The 13,819-nt window shown below is 68.9% G+C and carries 12 protein-coding genes; 3 read left to right on the top strand and 9 right to left on the bottom strand.

Going from position 1 to position 13,819, the window contains the following annotated elements; genetic code table 11:
* Position 1: 1 nt before the first annotated feature.
* The 3 genes from ACAM58_RS06275 (at position 2) to ACAM58_RS06285 (ending at position 3,391) form a co-directional block, all read left to right on the top strand.
* Positions 2-913, top strand: a complete 912-nt coding sequence (locus tag ACAM58_RS06275) for a MurR/RpiR family transcriptional regulator (RefSeq protein WP_012746369.1) — start codon at positions 2-4, stop codon at positions 911-913.
* On the top strand, positions 910-2,382 hold the full coding sequence (locus tag ACAM58_RS06280) for an amidohydrolase family protein (RefSeq protein ID WP_012746370.1): 1,473 nt from the start codon (positions 910-912) through the stop codon (positions 2,380-2,382). Before ACAM58_RS06275 ends, ACAM58_RS06280 begins: the two co-directional genes overlap by 4 nt.
* A 361-nt stretch (positions 2,383-2,743) precedes the next feature.
* On the top strand, positions 2,744-3,391 hold the full coding sequence (locus ACAM58_RS06285) for a flavin reductase family protein (protein WP_012746371.1): 648 nt from the start codon (positions 2,744-2,746) through the stop codon (positions 3,389-3,391).
* A 27-nt stretch (positions 3,392-3,418) separates the two neighbouring features.
* Here ACAM58_RS06285 and ACAM58_RS06290 read toward each other — a convergent pair whose 3' ends face one another.
* From ACAM58_RS06290 to paaE, 9 genes are all read right to left on the bottom strand, one after another.
* Positions 3,419-4,222: a CPBP family intramembrane glutamic endopeptidase gene (locus tag ACAM58_RS06290; protein ID WP_062363004.1), complete on the bottom strand. Its 804-nt coding sequence runs from the start codon at positions 4,220-4,222 to the stop codon at positions 3,419-3,421.
* Positions 4,223-4,228: 6 nt separating this feature from the next.
* Positions 4,229-4,789 (bottom strand): isoprenylcysteine carboxylmethyltransferase family protein, encoded by a 561-nt coding sequence (locus ACAM58_RS06295; RefSeq protein WP_062363001.1) that lies wholly within the window; start codon positions 4,787-4,789, stop codon positions 4,229-4,231.
* Positions 4,790-4,819: 30 nt separating this feature from the next.
* The gene (locus ACAM58_RS06300) at positions 4,820-5,578 is read right to left on the bottom strand and encodes an SDR family NAD(P)-dependent oxidoreductase (RefSeq protein ID WP_018906485.1); all 759 of its coding nucleotides are present in this window, start codon (positions 5,576-5,578) and stop codon (positions 4,820-4,822) included.
* Positions 5,578-7,638, bottom strand: coding sequence for a phenylacetic acid degradation bifunctional protein PaaZ (gene paaZ / locus ACAM58_RS06305; protein WP_062362999.1), 2,061 nt, complete (start codon positions 7,636-7,638; stop codon positions 5,578-5,580). The genes ACAM58_RS06300 and paaZ overlap by 1 nt, the downstream gene beginning before the upstream one ends.
* A 154-nt stretch (positions 7,639-7,792) precedes the next feature.
* On the bottom strand, positions 7,793-8,524 hold the full coding sequence (locus ACAM58_RS06310) for an ABC transporter ATP-binding protein (RefSeq protein WP_062362996.1): 732 nt from the start codon (positions 8,522-8,524) through the stop codon (positions 7,793-7,795).
* Complete coding sequence (locus tag ACAM58_RS06315) at positions 8,521-10,416, bottom strand: ATP-binding cassette domain-containing protein (RefSeq protein WP_012746377.1); 1,896 nt, start codon at positions 10,414-10,416, stop codon at positions 8,521-8,523. Before ACAM58_RS06315 ends, ACAM58_RS06310 begins: the two co-directional genes overlap by 4 nt.
* Positions 10,413-11,441, bottom strand: a complete 1,029-nt coding sequence (locus tag ACAM58_RS06320) for a branched-chain amino acid ABC transporter permease (protein WP_012746378.1) — start codon at positions 11,439-11,441, stop codon at positions 10,413-10,415. The genes ACAM58_RS06315 and ACAM58_RS06320 overlap by 4 nt, the downstream gene beginning before the upstream one ends.
* 97 nt (positions 11,442-11,538) lie before the next feature.
* Positions 11,539-12,687, bottom strand: coding sequence for an ABC transporter substrate-binding protein (locus tag ACAM58_RS06325; protein ID WP_012746379.1), 1,149 nt, complete (start codon positions 12,685-12,687; stop codon positions 11,539-11,541).
* Positions 12,688-12,724: 37 nt separating this feature from the next.
* A complete protein-coding gene (gene paaE, locus ACAM58_RS06330) occupies positions 12,725-13,819 on the bottom strand; it encodes a 1,2-phenylacetyl-CoA epoxidase subunit PaaE (protein WP_012746380.1) in 1,095 nt (364 codons plus the stop codon).

Genomic DNA, 13,819 nt, shown 5'->3' on the forward strand with positions numbered 1-13,819 from the left:
GATGACTCCTTCCCTGCTTCAGAAGATCGCGCAGGCCCGCAGCAGCGCGCCGGCCACGCGGCGCGCGATTCTCGACCTGATCCTCGAAGACCCCGACCGCGCGCTCGAAGAGAGTTTCGAGCAGCTGGCCGAGCGCTCGCGCAGCTCGGTGCCCACCATCATGCGCACCTGCCGCGACCTGGGCTTTGCGGGGCTGCGCGAATTCAAGCTCGCGCTCGCGCAGGAGCTGGCGCTCGGCGGCTCGCCGCTGCACCGGCGCGTGAACATCGAGGACGCGGCCGACGAGGTCGTCGGCAAGATCGCGCGCAGCGCGGCGGCCTCGGTGTCCGGCGTGCGCGGGCAGCTCGACATGCAGGTGCTCGAAGGCGCGGTGGCCGCCATCGCGGCCGCACCGCACGTCGACCTGTACGGCGCGGGCGCCACCTCGTGGTTCATGGCCAACGACCTGCAGGCGCGGCTCTTCAGGCTCGGCCTCTCGGCCAATGCCTGGGCCGACTACCACCTGCAGCAGGTGGCGGGTGCGGCGCAGCGTCCGGGCGGCGTGGTCATCGCCATCTCGCACGTGGGCGGCATGCCTTCGCTGCTCGATGCGGTGGACATCGCGCGCGGGCAGGGTGCCAAGGTGGTCGCGCTCACGCGGCCCGGCACGGCCCTGGCGGCCAAGGCCGACTTCCTGCTGGGCCTCTCGGTGCCCGACGACGCCGTGATGCACGTGGGCATCGATGCCTACCTGACGCACCTCACGGCGATCGAGATCCTCACGGTGCTGGTGGCCCAGCGACGCGGCGAACCCGCGGTGCAGCGCCTGCAGCGCGCGCGCGAAGCCTTCCAGCGCCACGGCATCGACGCCACCACGCATCCGCTGCAAAGCTGGGATGGCGGCGGCATCAACACGGGAGGGCCCGCATCGTGAGCGATCGATCGAAAGCCATCCTGCTCGAGGCCGGACTCGTGGTCGACGGCTCGGGCGGGCCTTCGTGGCCCGGCGACGTGCTGCTGCAGGGCGACCGCATTCTTGCGCTCGGCGAGGGCCTGCGCGGGCGGCTGCCCGAAGGCCTCGCGCCCGAAGACGTCGAGATCGTCGACTGCCGCACGAAGGTGATCGCACCCGGCTTCATCGATGCGCACACGCACGACGACGCCATCGTGCTGCGCGACCCGCTGTGCCTGCCGAAGGTGTCGCAGGGCATCACCACCGTGGTGACGGGCAACTGCGGCATCTCGCTCGCACCGTACCGCACGCCGCAGTCCAAGCCGCCGCTCACGCTGCTGGGCGCGGAATCGTTCAAGCATGCGACCATGGCCGAGTACCGCGCGGCCGTCGATGCCGTGCAGCCCGCGCTCAACGTGGCGGCGCTGGTGGGGCACACCACCTTGCGCTTCGCTGCGATGGAAGCGCTTGATCGTCCGGCCAGCGGCGACGAGCTCGCGCGCATGGCGGCGCTGCTCGAGGGCTGCATGGCCGAGGGCGCGCATGGCTTGTCGTCGGGGCTGTTCTATGAAGAAGCATTTGCTGCGCCGGCCGAAGAAGTGACCGCGCTCGCACGCGTCGTGGCAAGGCACGGCGGCGTCTACGCCACGCACCTGCGCAGCGAGATGCAGCAGATCATCGAGGCGCTGCATGAAGCGGGCGACACCGCTTTCAGCGCCGGCGTGCCACTGGTCATTTCGCACCACAAGTGCGCGGGCCCCGCCAACTGGGGCCGCACGAAGGAAACGCTGCCCTTGATCGAAGCGCTCGCGCAGCGGCAGAAAATATCGATGGACGTGTACCCCTACGTGGCCGGTTCCACCGTGCTGCGCGAAGACCTGGTCGACGGCGTCATCGACGTGCTGCTGACCTGGTCCGACCCGTACCCCGAGATGACCGGCCGCCTGATCTCCGACATCGCGCGCGAGTGGGGCACCACCGAGCAGGAGGCGTGCTTGCGCCTCAAGCCTGGTGGCGCCTGCTACTTCCAGATGCAGGAAGAAGACGTGGAGCGCGTCATTGCGCATCCGCTCACCATGATCGGCAGCGACGGCCTGCCGCACGACCGCCATCCGCATCCGCGGCTGTGGGGTGCGTTCCCGCGCGTGTTCGCGCGCTACTGGCGCGAGCGCCGCCTGTTCACGCTCGAGCAGGCCGTGCACAAGATGACCGGCATGACCGCGCGCAACCTGCGCATCGCAGACCGCGGGTTGCTGCGTGTGGGTGCAATGGCCGACGTGGTGGTGTTCGACCCCGAGACCATCGCCGACACCGCCACCTACGACAAGCCGCACGGCGTGAGCCTGGGGGTGGAGCGGGTGTTCGTGAATGGGGTGCTCGCGTATAGGGGCGGTGATGCTGAAGCGAAGGTGCTTGCGCGGGCGGGGCGGATGCTGACTCGCGGGAGCTGAGGCGCACGTTGCGCTGGGGTCTTGTGTTCGGGGCGCGTGCACAGGCCACCGGGTACTCCCCTCCGCGAATGTCCCCCGGCCTGCGGCCTCCTCCTTGATTTCGCTGCGGGGAGCACCCGATGCTCTGTGCACGAGGGCACGCTCGTTGTGCATCGCTGATCAACCACCGCTCCGCATAACGCTCCCGCTGATGGGGTGCCTTGCGCAGCGAAATCAAGGGGGAGGCCGCAGGCCGGAGGACATTCGCGGAGCAAGGTACCCCGTCGGCGGGAGCGCGCCCCGAACAACAGCGCCAAGCCGAACAACGCCAAGCCGAACAGCAGCGCCAAGCGAGCGCGCAAAAGGCGTGGCATGCTGGCGCATGGCCCATTCCACACCGCTTTCCGACTCCCCGGCCCAGCCTTCGTCTTTCCACCGCCGCCCGGTCCCCCTCGCCAAGGCCTACCGCCTGCTCAACCACGGCCCCACCGTCCTCGTGAGTGCCGCGCATGGCGGCCAGCGCAACATCATGGCTGCGGCGTGGGCAATGCCGCTGGATTTCGATCCGCCCAAGGTGGCGGTGGTGCTCGACAAGAGCACCTGGACGCGCGTGCTGCTCGAAGGTGCGGGCAGCTTCGCGCTGCAGGTGCCTACGCGGGCGCAGCTCGATCTCACCGATGCGCTGGGCAACAGCTCGGGCCGCGAGATCGTGGAGCGCGACGGGCACGACAAATTTGCGGCCTATGGCTTGCGGACCTTTGCGGGCGTTGCAACCGAGGCGCCGCTGCTGGAAGGCTGCGCGGCCTGGCTCGAATGCCGCCTGCTGCCCGAGCCGCCGATCCAGCAGCGCTACGACCTATTCCTGGGCGAGGTGATCGCGGCGCAGGCCGATGCGCGCGTGTTCGCCGACGGCCGATGGAACTTCACCGGGCATGACGAGCTGCGCACGCTGCATCACGTGGCGGGCGGGCATTTCATCGTCGATGGCGAGGCCGTCGATGCGCGGCCGCTGGCGCCCGTGCGCCGCTAGCCTTGCCGCGCGTGGCCGGCTCCGGTTTCAGGGAACGGGGTTGCGCGCGACCGGCACCACCAGCATGCGGCGCAATGCGAGCACGCCGCACAGTCCCGCGATAAAGACGAGCAGCAAGGCCCACGCCGTGTCCGCCGTCGAGCTGCCATCCGGCCAGTCGCCGATGAAGATCGTGCCGCTGTTGTAGGCCGCATGCAGCGCAATGCACGGGATGAGCGAGCGGCTGCGCTCATAGAGCCATCCGAGCACGGTGCCCATCACCAGGCCCACGACGAACTGGTAGATGTTCAGGTGCGCGGCGCCGAAGAGCAGCGCCGAGCCCACGATGGCCTGCCAGCGCGAATAGCGCAGCAAAAACCCGCGCAGCACGATGCCGCGGAACAGCATTTCCTCGAGCAGCGGCGCCATCAGGCACACGGCCAGCGTGGCCGCGACGCTGCCGTCGGCCATGCGGCTGAACATCGACTCCTCCCAGGCGGAAAGCGGCGCGATGAGAATCAGCAGGTTGAGCACGGCGCTCATCACCACCATCAGCCCCGGCACGAGCAGCAGCACGGGCGGCACGACCAGCATCAGGGTGGCGCGGGCGGAAGCCGGCGACTGGTGGAAGAGTTCGCGGTAGCTGAGCTTCTGCTGGTGCATCACCACGGCGAACACGCAGCCGTTGCCCAGCACCGCCGACAGCACGCCGAGCTGCATGCCGTTCAGCCCAAGCCAGCGATTGGCATCGCGCAGCGCTGCGCCGATCGCGAATTCGCAGAGAAACACCGCAAGGAACAGCAGCGCGGCCTGCGTGGCAGAGGGAAAGGCCGTGCTTTTAGGAGAAGGCATGGGCTGTTACAGCACGAACGGAATGAAGCGCCGCGTGCAGCGCATGTATTCGCGGTAGTCGTCGCCGAAGTGCGCAATGCATTCCTTCTCGTCGCTCAGGGCCGTGAGGAACAGCAGCACCGTGGCCGCCATCACCAGCGCCAGCGTGAGCCAGGTGAACTGCTTGAGGAAGGCGCCCCAGGCCAGCAGCATGAGCGCCGTGTACATCGGGTGGCGGATGTAGCGGAAGGCGCCGGTCGAAACAATGGAAGAGGTCTTCTCGAAACCGTAGAGCGCCGGATCGTCGCTGCGCGCCTCGGTCGGCTTGCTGTGGGCCTTGAGCAGTTTCACCGCATGGATCGGCAGCCAGATCGACAGCGCGAGGAATACGCAGGACAGCAGCTGGGTGAACGACAGCGGGTCCACATGCCACACCGGCAGGTTCACGATGATCAGCGCCAGCATGCATTCCCACGCGAAGAAGCGGTAGAAGCCATGCGAGCCGGGCTGGCGCAGCGGGCCGCGCGAAACATACAGCAGCGCGGCCGTACCGGCGACGAAGAGAAAGATCTGGAACCAGGCAAGCATGGCGGCCGAATTTACACGGGCCGCCCGGCTTCAGCCAGAAATGGAGAATCCGCCGTCGACCGGGATCGCGGTGCCGGTCACGTAGTCGGAGGCGGCGCTCGCAAGGAACACCGCGGTGCCGGCGATGTCGGCCGGCTGGCCCCAGCGCCCGGCAGCGGCGCGGGCCACCACGCGGTCGTAGAGGCCCGGGATCTGGCTGCGGGCGCCGTCGGTCAGCTCGGTCTCGAACCAGCCCGGCAAGATGGCATTGACCTGGATGTTGTCGGCCGCCCACGAAAGCGCGGTCGACTTGGTGAGCTGCACGATGCCCGCCTTGCTCGCGGCATAAGCGGGTGCGTAGGGTGCGCCGAAGATCGACATCATCGAGCCGATGTTGATGATCTTGCCGCCGCCGGCCGCCTTCAGGTGCGGATGCGCAGCGCGGCTGCAGAGAAAGGCGCTGGTCAGGTTGGTGTCCAGCACCAGGCGCCATTCGTCCAGCGCGAGCTGGTCGACGGGCTTGCGCACGGTGGTGCCGGCGTTGTTGACGAGGATGTCGAGGCGGCCGCAGCGCGCGGCTGCTTCGTCGACCGCCTTCTGCACCGAGGCTTCGTCGGCCACGTCGACTTCGAGCGCGAAGCTGTCGCTGCCCAGGGCCCGGAGCGCCTCGACCGCGGCGGCCGACTTCTGCATGTTGCGCGCGGCAATGACGACGCGGGCGCCGGCCTTGGCCAGCCCCTGGGCCATGCCCAGGCCGATGCCGCCGTTGCCGCCGGTGACGAGCGCTGCTTTTCCTGTGAGATCGAACATCAGGTGGTTTCTGGTTTCTTGGAGACGAGGGTCAGGATATCGTAGCTCGCGACCAGCTCGCCGTCCTGGTTCGTCACCTCCACGTCCCAGGCCACCACGCCCTGTCCCTGGCCGCTCGCGTCCTTCCTGTTGCGGTCGATCTTGCGCTTGCAAGTGAGGCGTGCGCGGATGGTGTCGCCGATGCCCACGGGCTTCACGAAGCGCAGCGTGTCGAGGCCGTAGTTGGCAAGCACCGGGCCCGGCGCGGGCGACACGAACAGGCCCGCCGCGGCCGACAGCACGAAGTAGCCGTGCGCGATGCGCTTGCCGAACGGCGACTCCCTGGCCGCCACCTCGTCGAAATGCATGTAGAAATAGTCGCCCGAGATGCCGCCGAAGGCCACGATGTCGGCCTCGCCGACGGTGCGGCGGTGCGTGAGCAGCGAGTCGCCGATGCGCAGGTCCTCGAAGTGGCGGCGGAACGGGTGCACCTCGCTCTCGCGCACGGCCGCGCCGCGCACGTGTTCGCCGGTGATCGCGGCCAGCATGGTGGGCGAGCCCTGCACCGCGGCGCGCTGCAGGTAGTGCTTCACCGCGCGCAGGCCGCCGAGCTCTTCGCCGCCGCCCGCGCGGCCCGGGCCGCCATGCTTGAGCTGCGGCAGCGGCGAGCCGTGGCCGGTTGATTCGGCCGCGGCCTCGCGGTCGAGCACCAGCAGGCGGCCATGCCATGCGGCGGCCACCGGAATGGCCCTGGCCGCGATGGCCGGGTCGCGCGTGACCAGCGTGCCGACCAGGCTGCCGCGCCCGCGCGCGGCCAGCGCCAGGGCTTCGTCGATGCCGTCAGCACTGTCATAAGGCATCAGCGTGCTGACGGGGCCGAAGGCTTCGACATCGTGCGCGGCATCGTGTTCGAGGGGCCTCCGGCTCAGGAGCAGCGTCGGCGCGAAGAAGGCGCCATCGGCCACGCCGTCACCCACCGGCGAGAAGCCGTCGCGCTCGCCGTACACCAGCTCGGCGCCCTGCAGCAGCGTGGCGACGCGCTCGGCCACGTCGGCCTGCTGCGCGTGCGAGGCAAGAGCGCCCATGCGCACCTCTTCGCGCGAGGGATCGCCGATGACGGTCTTGGCCAGCCGCGCGCGAAGGCGTTCGGCCACCGCATCGAGGTGCTGGCGCGGCACGATCGCGCGGCGGATCGCGGTGCACTTCTGGCCGGCCTTGACGGTCATTTCGCGCGCCACTTCCTTCACGAACAGGTCGAACTCCTCGTCGCCCGGCGTCACGTCGGGCGCGAGGATCGCGCAGTTGAGCGAGTCGGCCTCGGCGTTGAACGGGATCGAGTGGCGCACCAGGTTCGGATGCACGCGCAGCCTGGCGGCGGTGTCGGCCGAGCCGGTGAAGGTGACCACGTCGGCCCCTTCGAGCCGGTCGAGCAGGTCGCCCGTGCCGCCGATCACGAGTTGCAGGCTGCCTTCGGGCAGGATGCCCGACTGCACGATGAGCCGCACCAGCGCCTCGGTGAGGTAGCTGGTGGCCGTGGCCGGCTTGCCGATGCAGGGCATGCCCGCGAGAAAGCTGGGCGCGAATTTCTCGAGCAGCCCCCACACCGGAAAGTTGAAGGCGTTGATGTGCACCGCCACGCCGCCGCGCGGCACCAGGATGTGCGTGCCCGCAAAGCCGCCCTTCTTGCCGAGCGCAAAGGCCGGGCCTTCATGCACCAGGTTGCCCGAGGGCAGCTCGTTGCTGCCGATGCCGGCATAGGCAGCGAGCGTGCCGGCGCCGCCTTCGATGTCGATCCAGCTGTCGGTGCGCGTGGCGCCCGTGTGGGCCGAGATCGCGTAGAGCGTTTCCTTGTGGGCGGCCAGGTGCTTGGCCAGTGCCTTCAGCCGCTCGGAGCGCTGCTGGAAGTCGAGCGCCATCAGCGCGGGCAGGCCGACGCGGCGCGCGTGGGCGAGCGCTTCGGCAAAGTCGATGGCCTCGGCATGCGTGCTGGCCACGGGCTGGCCGTTGACGGCGCTGCGCAGCTGCTGCGCGCCCTGCTGGCCGATCCAGCGGCCGGCGATGTAGCTTTGAAGGGTGGTCATGCGGATGTCCTTTCGCTGTCTTGGTATTGCTCCTTCCCCTTCCGGGGGAAGGTAGGGATGGGGGCAAGTGGCGTTCGTTCGGCGCAGTGCTCTGTCAGGCGCCGCTTGCCCCCACCCCAACCCTCCCCCGGAAGGGGAGGGAGAAAATCCGGAGTCATTCCTTCTTTCCGATGCCCAGGTAGGTGTCGATGATTCTCTGGTCGTGCATCAATTCGCGTGCATGGCCTTCGAGCGCGACGGCGCCCATCTCGAGCACATAGGCCCGGTCGGCCACCTGCAGGGCGGCGCGTGCGTTCTGCTCCACCAGCAGCACCGAGACGCCATGGCTTCGCAGTTGCGAGACCACGCGCAGCACTTCGCGCACCACCAGCGGCGCCAGGCCCAGCGAGGGTTCGTCGAGCATCAGCAGCCGCGGGCGCGCCATCAGCGCGCGGCCGATGGCCAGCATCTGGCGCTCGCCGCCCGAGAGCGTCGAAGCCAGCTGCGGCTTGCGTTCGCGCAGCCGCGGGAAGATCTCGAACACTTCATCCATGCGCGCACGCTGGTCGCGCTTGCCCTTGCGCCACTGGTAGAAGCCGCCGAGCAGCAGGTTGTCCTCGACCGACATCTCGCCGAACAGCTCGCGCCGCTCGGGCACCAGCGCCACGCCGCGCGCCACCATGGTCTCGACGCTCGGGCGCGCGATGCGCTCGCCGTGCAGCATGAGCGCGCCGGTGGAAGGCAGGAGCCCCATCGCCGCGCACAGCAGCGTGGTCTTGCCCGCGCCGTTGGGGCCGATCACGGTGACGATCTCGCCTTCGTTCACATGCAGGCGCACGCTGTGCACCGCCTCGACGCTGCGGTAGGCGACGCAGAAGCCGTCGAGTTGAAGGATGGGCGTGCTCATCGTGCGTCCTCCAGCAGTTCGTCGTCGGCACCGCCCAGGTAGGCTTCGAGCACGCGCGGATTGGCCTGCACTTCGGCCGGCGTTCCGGTGGCGATCACGGTGCCGAATTCGAGCACCGTGATGCGGTCGGCCAGGTTCATCACGAATTCCATGTCGTGCTCCACCACGAGGATGCCCAGGCCTTCGGCGCGCAGCTGGTCCAGCAACACCGAAAGCGCGCGCTTCTCCAGGTGGCGCAGGCCCGCTGCGGGCTCGTCGAGCAGCAGCACCGAAGGCTGGCCGGCCAGCGCGCGTGCAATCTCGACCACGCGCTGCTGGCCCAGCGAGAGCGATGCGGCCGGCGTGTCGGCATGCGCGCCGAGGCCACAGCGTTCGATCTGGCGGCGCGCCTCGGCCATCAGCGCGGCTTCCTCGGCGCGATCCAGCCGCAGCATCGCGGCGAGCCATCCGCGCCTGGCGCGCAGGTGGGCGCCGAGCGCCACGTTCTCGGCCACGCTGCGCGCACCGAGCAGGCGCACATGCTGGAAGGTGCGGCCCAGGCCCAGCGCGGCGAACACGCGCGAGGGCCTGGCCGTCATCGCCTGGCCCGCGAGCCGCACTTCGCCGGCGCTCGGATCGTCCACGCCCGAGACCATGTTGAAGAAGGTGCTCTTGCCCGCGCCGTTCGGTCCGATCAGCGCATGGATCTCGCCGGCCTTCAGCGTCATCGAGATGTCGTTATTGGCCACCAGGCCGCCGAAGCGCTTGCTGACCTTGGTGGCCTGCAGCAGCACCTCGCCCCGGGCGGGCAGGTTGCGGTGCGCGAGCTGCACGGCCGGCGCGGTAGGGCTCGCGGCCGGGGCATGTGGGCGCACCCAGCGGCTGGCGATGCGCGCGAGCGTGGGCCACAGGCCGTCCGCGAAGCGCTGCAGCACGAACAGCATGAGCAGGCCGAACACGATCACTTCGAAGTTTCCGCTGCTGCCCAGCAGCGATGGCAGCACGTCCTGCAGCTTTTCCTTCAGCAGCGTGATGAGCGCGGCGCCCAGCACCGCACCCCACAGGTGGCCCGCGCCGCCCACCACCGCCATGAACAGCAGCTCGATGCCGATGTTCAGGTTGAAGGGCGTCGGATTCACGAAGCGCTGCAGGTGCGCATAGAGCCAGCCCGAGACGGCCGCCAGCAGCGCAGCCAGCACGAACAGCTTCACGCGGTGGCGGGCGGTGTCCACACCCATCGACTCGGCCATCAGCCGGCCGCCCTTGAGCGCGCGGATGGCCCGGCCTTCGCGCGAGTCGAGCAGGTTGTGCATGGCCCACAGCGCGAGCAGCAGCACGGCCCAGATCACCACGCCCAGCGCGCGCGGCGTGGCCAGCGAGTAGCCGGCAATCACCAATGGCGGCACGCCGGTGATGCCCGTCTGCCCGCCGAGGAAGTCCATGTTGCCGAGCAGGTAGTACAGGCTCAGGCCCCAGGCGATGGTGCACAGCGGCAGGTAGTGGCCCTGCAGCTTGAGCGTGACCGCGCCCAGCGCCCAGGCCAGCGCAAAGGTGAAGGCGAGGCCGAGCATCAGCCCGGCCCACGGCAGCAGCGCGGGGCCCACGGCGCCGCCCAGCCATGCGGCGGCCATGGGCGAGGTGCAGATCCACGCGGTGGCGTAGGCACCCATGCCGACGAATGCGGCTTGGCCGAAGGAGGTCATGCCGCCCACGCCGGTGAGCATCACCAGCCCGGCCGCGACCAGCGCATAGAGCCCGATGTTGCTGAGGACCGAGACCGTGAACTCCGGCAGGAAGCCCCAGGCGAGGGCCAGCGCCGCCACGCAGGCGAGCGTCAGCTGCCGGGGCGTGACCAGCGCGCGGCCGGCCGGTGCGGCGGCGGTTGCAGTGGTGCTGGACGGGGTGTTGTTCATTCCTCGTCCTCCACATGGTGGCTGTGCAGCGAACGCCACCACAGCACCGGAATGATCAGCGTGAAGACCAGCACCTCCTTGAACGGACTGGCCCAGAACGAGGCAAAGGCCTCGAGCTGCCCGACCAGCAGCGCGCCCGCGAGCGCCAGCGGATAGCTCGCCAGCCCGCCCACGATGGCGGCGACGAAGCCTTTCAGCCCGATCAGGAAGCCGGTGTCGTAGTACACCGTGGTGAGCGGCGCAATCAGCAGGCCCGAAACCGCGCCGATGAGCGCCGCAAGCGCAAAGCTCAGGTCGCCCGAGAGCTCCGTCGGAATGCCCGACAGCCGCGCGCCCACGCGGTTGATGGCGGTGGCGCGCAGCGCCTTGCCGATCATCGAGCGGCCGAAGAACAGGAACATCGCAAGCACCAGCAGCAGCGTGACGCCGACCACCACCAGCGACTGCCCGCCGACCGGGATGCCGCCGATGTCGAAGCGCTCCTCGGAGAACGCCGTGGTGCGATAGCCCTCGGCACCGAAGAACAGGAGGCCCAGGCCCACCAGCACGCCATGCAGCGCGACGGAAACGATCAGCAGCATCAGCACGTTGGCGCTGGCCAGTGGCCGGTAGGCCAGGCGATAGAGCAGCGGCCCGAGCGGCATGATGAGCAGCAGCGTGGCGAGCGCCTGGCCCGCCATCGACGTGGGCTTGAGCAGCAGCACCAGCGCGGCCGCGGCCAGCGGCAGCACCACGCACCATGCGAGCGCGGAGGCCCAGTCGACCACCGCGCCGCGCTTCCAGCGCCAGAACTCGACCACCAGCACCATCGCCGCCAGCGCGAGCAGCAGCCACAGCGTGGCCGGCACGCGGCCGGCCTGCAGCACCGCCATCGAGAGCGCCCCGAAGGCGACGAACTCGCCCTGGGGAATGAAGATGACGCGCGTGACCGAGAACACCAGCACCAGCGCGAGCGCCATCAATCCGTAGACGGCGCCGTTCACGATGCCGTCCTGCCCCAGAAGCAGGGCGATCTGCAGATCCATAGAAAAACCTTCGGGCCTTGCCCGTGTGTCGAATCAGTGTCCGGCGCGAGCCCCCACCCCGACCCTCCCCCGGGAGGGGAGGGAGCAAGACCTGCGATCAGGGTTGGTATTTCCAGGCGCCGTTCTCGATCTTGACCATGACCCGGGCACGCTGGTCGAGACCCAGATGATCGTTGGCGGTCATGTTGAACACGCCGTGCGCGCCCGACACTTCCTTGACCTGCTCGAGCGCATCGCGCAGCGCGGCGCGGAATTCGGGCGTGCCGGGCTGCGCCTTCTTGAGCGCCACCGGCACGGCCGAGGTCATCAAGAGGCCCGCGTCCCAGGCGTGCGCGCCGAAGGTCGACACCGAGTTCTTGCCGTTCGCGGCCTCGTAGGCGGTGACGTAGGCCATGGCCGATTTCTTCACCGGATGGCTCGCGGGCAGCTGCTCGGCCACCAGCACCGGGCCGGCAGGCAGGAAGGTGCCTTCCACGTCCTTGCCGCCGACGCGCAGGAAGTCGGCATTGGCCACGCCGTGCGTCTGGTACATCTTGCCGGTGTAGCCGCGCTCCTTGAGCGTCTTCTGCGGCAGCGCGGCCGGCGTGCCCGAGCCCGCGACCAGCACCGCGTCGGCCTTGGCGGCCATGATCTTCAGCGCCTGGCCGGTCACCGAGGTGTCGGTGCGCGCATAGCGCTCGTTGGCCACGATCTTGAGCTTCTTCAGCTCCGCCGCTTTGGCGAATTCCTGCGACCAGCCCTCGCCGTACGCATCGGAAAAGCCGATGAAGGCCACCGTCTTCACGCCGCTCGCGGCCATGTGCTCGGCAATGGCGAGCGACATCATGATGTCGTTCTGCGGCGTCTTGAAGACCCACTGCTTCTTGGCATCCATGGGCTCGACGATGCGGGCCGACGCGGCAATCGAGATCATCGGCGTCTTGGCTTCGCTCACCACGTCGATCATCGCGAGCGAGTTGGGCGTGGTGGTCGAGCCCAGCACGATGTCGACCTTGTTCTCGGCGATGAGCTTGCGCGTGTTGGCCACCGCGGCCGTGGTGTCGGAGGCGTCGTCCAGCACGATGTAGTTGATCTTCTGGCCGCCGATGGTCTTGGGCATCAGCGCAATGGTGTTCTTCTCGGGAATGCCGAGCGAGGCGGCCGGGCCGGTGGCCGACAGCGTCACGCCCACATTGACGTCGGCCCAGGCCGCGGCGGCGGTGGCGCACAGCGCGGCGATCAGCAGGGGCTTGAAGAAGAATTTCATTTTGGACTTGTCTCCGGGTTGAAAAATCGTTGTGGCGTCAACGCTCGTCGAAGGACAAGGTGACGCGTTCTGTGAGAGGGTGGGCCTGGCAGGTCAGCACGAATCCCGCGGCTACTTCATTCTTGTCGAGCGCAAAGTTTCTTTCCATGCGGACTTCCCCCTCCACCAGCTTCGCGCGGCAGGTGCCGCACACGCCGGAGGTGCAGGAGAACGGCACTTCGAGCCCGGCGGCCGACGCCGCATCGAGGATGCTCGGCTGCCCTTCGGTGAAAGTGATCTCGCGCTGCAGCCCGTCGCGCACGATGGTGATGCGCGCCTGCTTGGCATCGCCGGGCAGCGCTTCGTGCACCACCGCACCCACCTGGCCCGCTGACGCGGCCGAAGGCAGCGCGACGCCGAAGCGCTCGATGTGGATGCGCTCCTCGGGCACGCCCGCGGCCAGCAGCGCGGCCTCGGCCTCGTCGTTCATCTGGAACGGGCCGCAGATGTAGGCGTGGTCGATGCCGGCCGCCGGCACCAGCGTGTTCAGGAATTCGCCGATCTTCTCGCGGTTCATCACGCCGCGGCCGAGCGGCGAATCGGTCTGCTCGTCGGAGAACACCAGCTGCAGCGCGAGCCGCGTCATGTAGCGGTTCTTCAGGTCCTCGATCTCTTCCTTGAACATCGTGGACTGCAGCTGCCGGTTGCCGTAGATCAGCGTGAAGCGGCTCAGCGGCTCGCGCGCCAGCACGGTCTTCATGATCGAGAGAATGGGCGTGATGCCGCTGCCGCCCGCAATGCCGACGTGGTGCCGTGCGGAGCCCGGCTCGATCGGCACGAAGAAGCGGCCCTGCGGCGCCATCACCTGCACCGTGTCGCCGGGCTGCAGGTGCGCGTTGATCCAGTTGGAGAACACGCCGCCTTGCACCTTGCGCACGCCCACGCGCAGCTCGCCGTCGTCCAGGCCGGCGCAGATCGAATACGAGCGGCGAAGGTCCTGCCCGTCGATGTCGCGCCGCAGCGTGAGGTACTGGCCCTGCGTGAAGCCGAAGACTTGCTGCAGCTCGGGCGGCACTTCGAAGGAGACGATGACGGCCTCCGAGGTGTCGGGTTCGACGGCCTTCACGCGCAGGGGGTGGAAGAGGGTGCTCAT

Origin of the sequence: Variovorax sp. V116 (genome assembly GCF_041154435.1) — a bacterium.
GTDB lineage: Bacteria > Pseudomonadota > Gammaproteobacteria > Burkholderiales > Burkholderiaceae_C > Variovorax > Variovorax paradoxus.

What these genes read in the sequence shown, in the direction of transcription:
- ACAM58_RS06275 (WP_012746369.1), top strand. Translation starts at nt 2, where the DNA reads ATGACTCCTTCCCTGCTTCAGAAGATCGCGCAGGCCCGCAGCAGCGCG.
- ACAM58_RS06285 (WP_012746371.1), top strand. Translation starts at nt 2,744, where the DNA reads ATGGCCCATTCCACACCGCTTTCCGACTCCCCGGCCCAGCCTTCGTCT.
- ACAM58_RS06290 (WP_062363004.1), bottom strand. Translation starts at nt 4,222, where the DNA reads ATGCCTTCTCCTAAAAGCACGGCCTTTCCCTCTGCCACGCAGGCCGCG.
- ACAM58_RS06295 (WP_062363001.1), bottom strand. Translation starts at nt 4,789, where the DNA reads ATGCTTGCCTGGTTCCAGATCTTTCTCTTCGTCGCCGGTACGGCCGCG.
- ACAM58_RS06300 (WP_018906485.1), bottom strand. Translation starts at nt 5,578, where the DNA reads ATGTTCGATCTCACAGGAAAAGCAGCGCTCGTCACCGGCGGCAACGGC.
- paaZ (WP_062362999.1), bottom strand. Translation starts at nt 7,638, where the DNA reads ATGACCACCCTTCAAAGCTACATCGCCGGCCGCTGGATCGGCCAGCAG.
- ACAM58_RS06310 (WP_062362996.1), bottom strand. Translation starts at nt 8,524, where the DNA reads ATGAGCACGCCCATCCTTCAACTCGACGGCTTCTGCGTCGCCTACCGC.
- ACAM58_RS06315 (WP_012746377.1), bottom strand. Translation starts at nt 10,416, where the DNA reads ATGAACAACACCCCGTCCAGCACCACTGCAACCGCCGCCGCACCGGCC.
- ACAM58_RS06320 (WP_012746378.1), bottom strand. Translation starts at nt 11,441, where the DNA reads ATGGATCTGCAGATCGCCCTGCTTCTGGGGCAGGACGGCATCGTGAAC.
- ACAM58_RS06325 (WP_012746379.1), bottom strand. Translation starts at nt 12,687, where the DNA reads ATGAAATTCTTCTTCAAGCCCCTGCTGATCGCCGCGCTGTGCGCCACC.
- paaE (WP_012746380.1), bottom strand. Translation starts at nt 13,819, where the DNA reads ATGAGCACCCTCTTCCACCCCCTGCGCGTGAAGGCCGTCGAACCCGAC.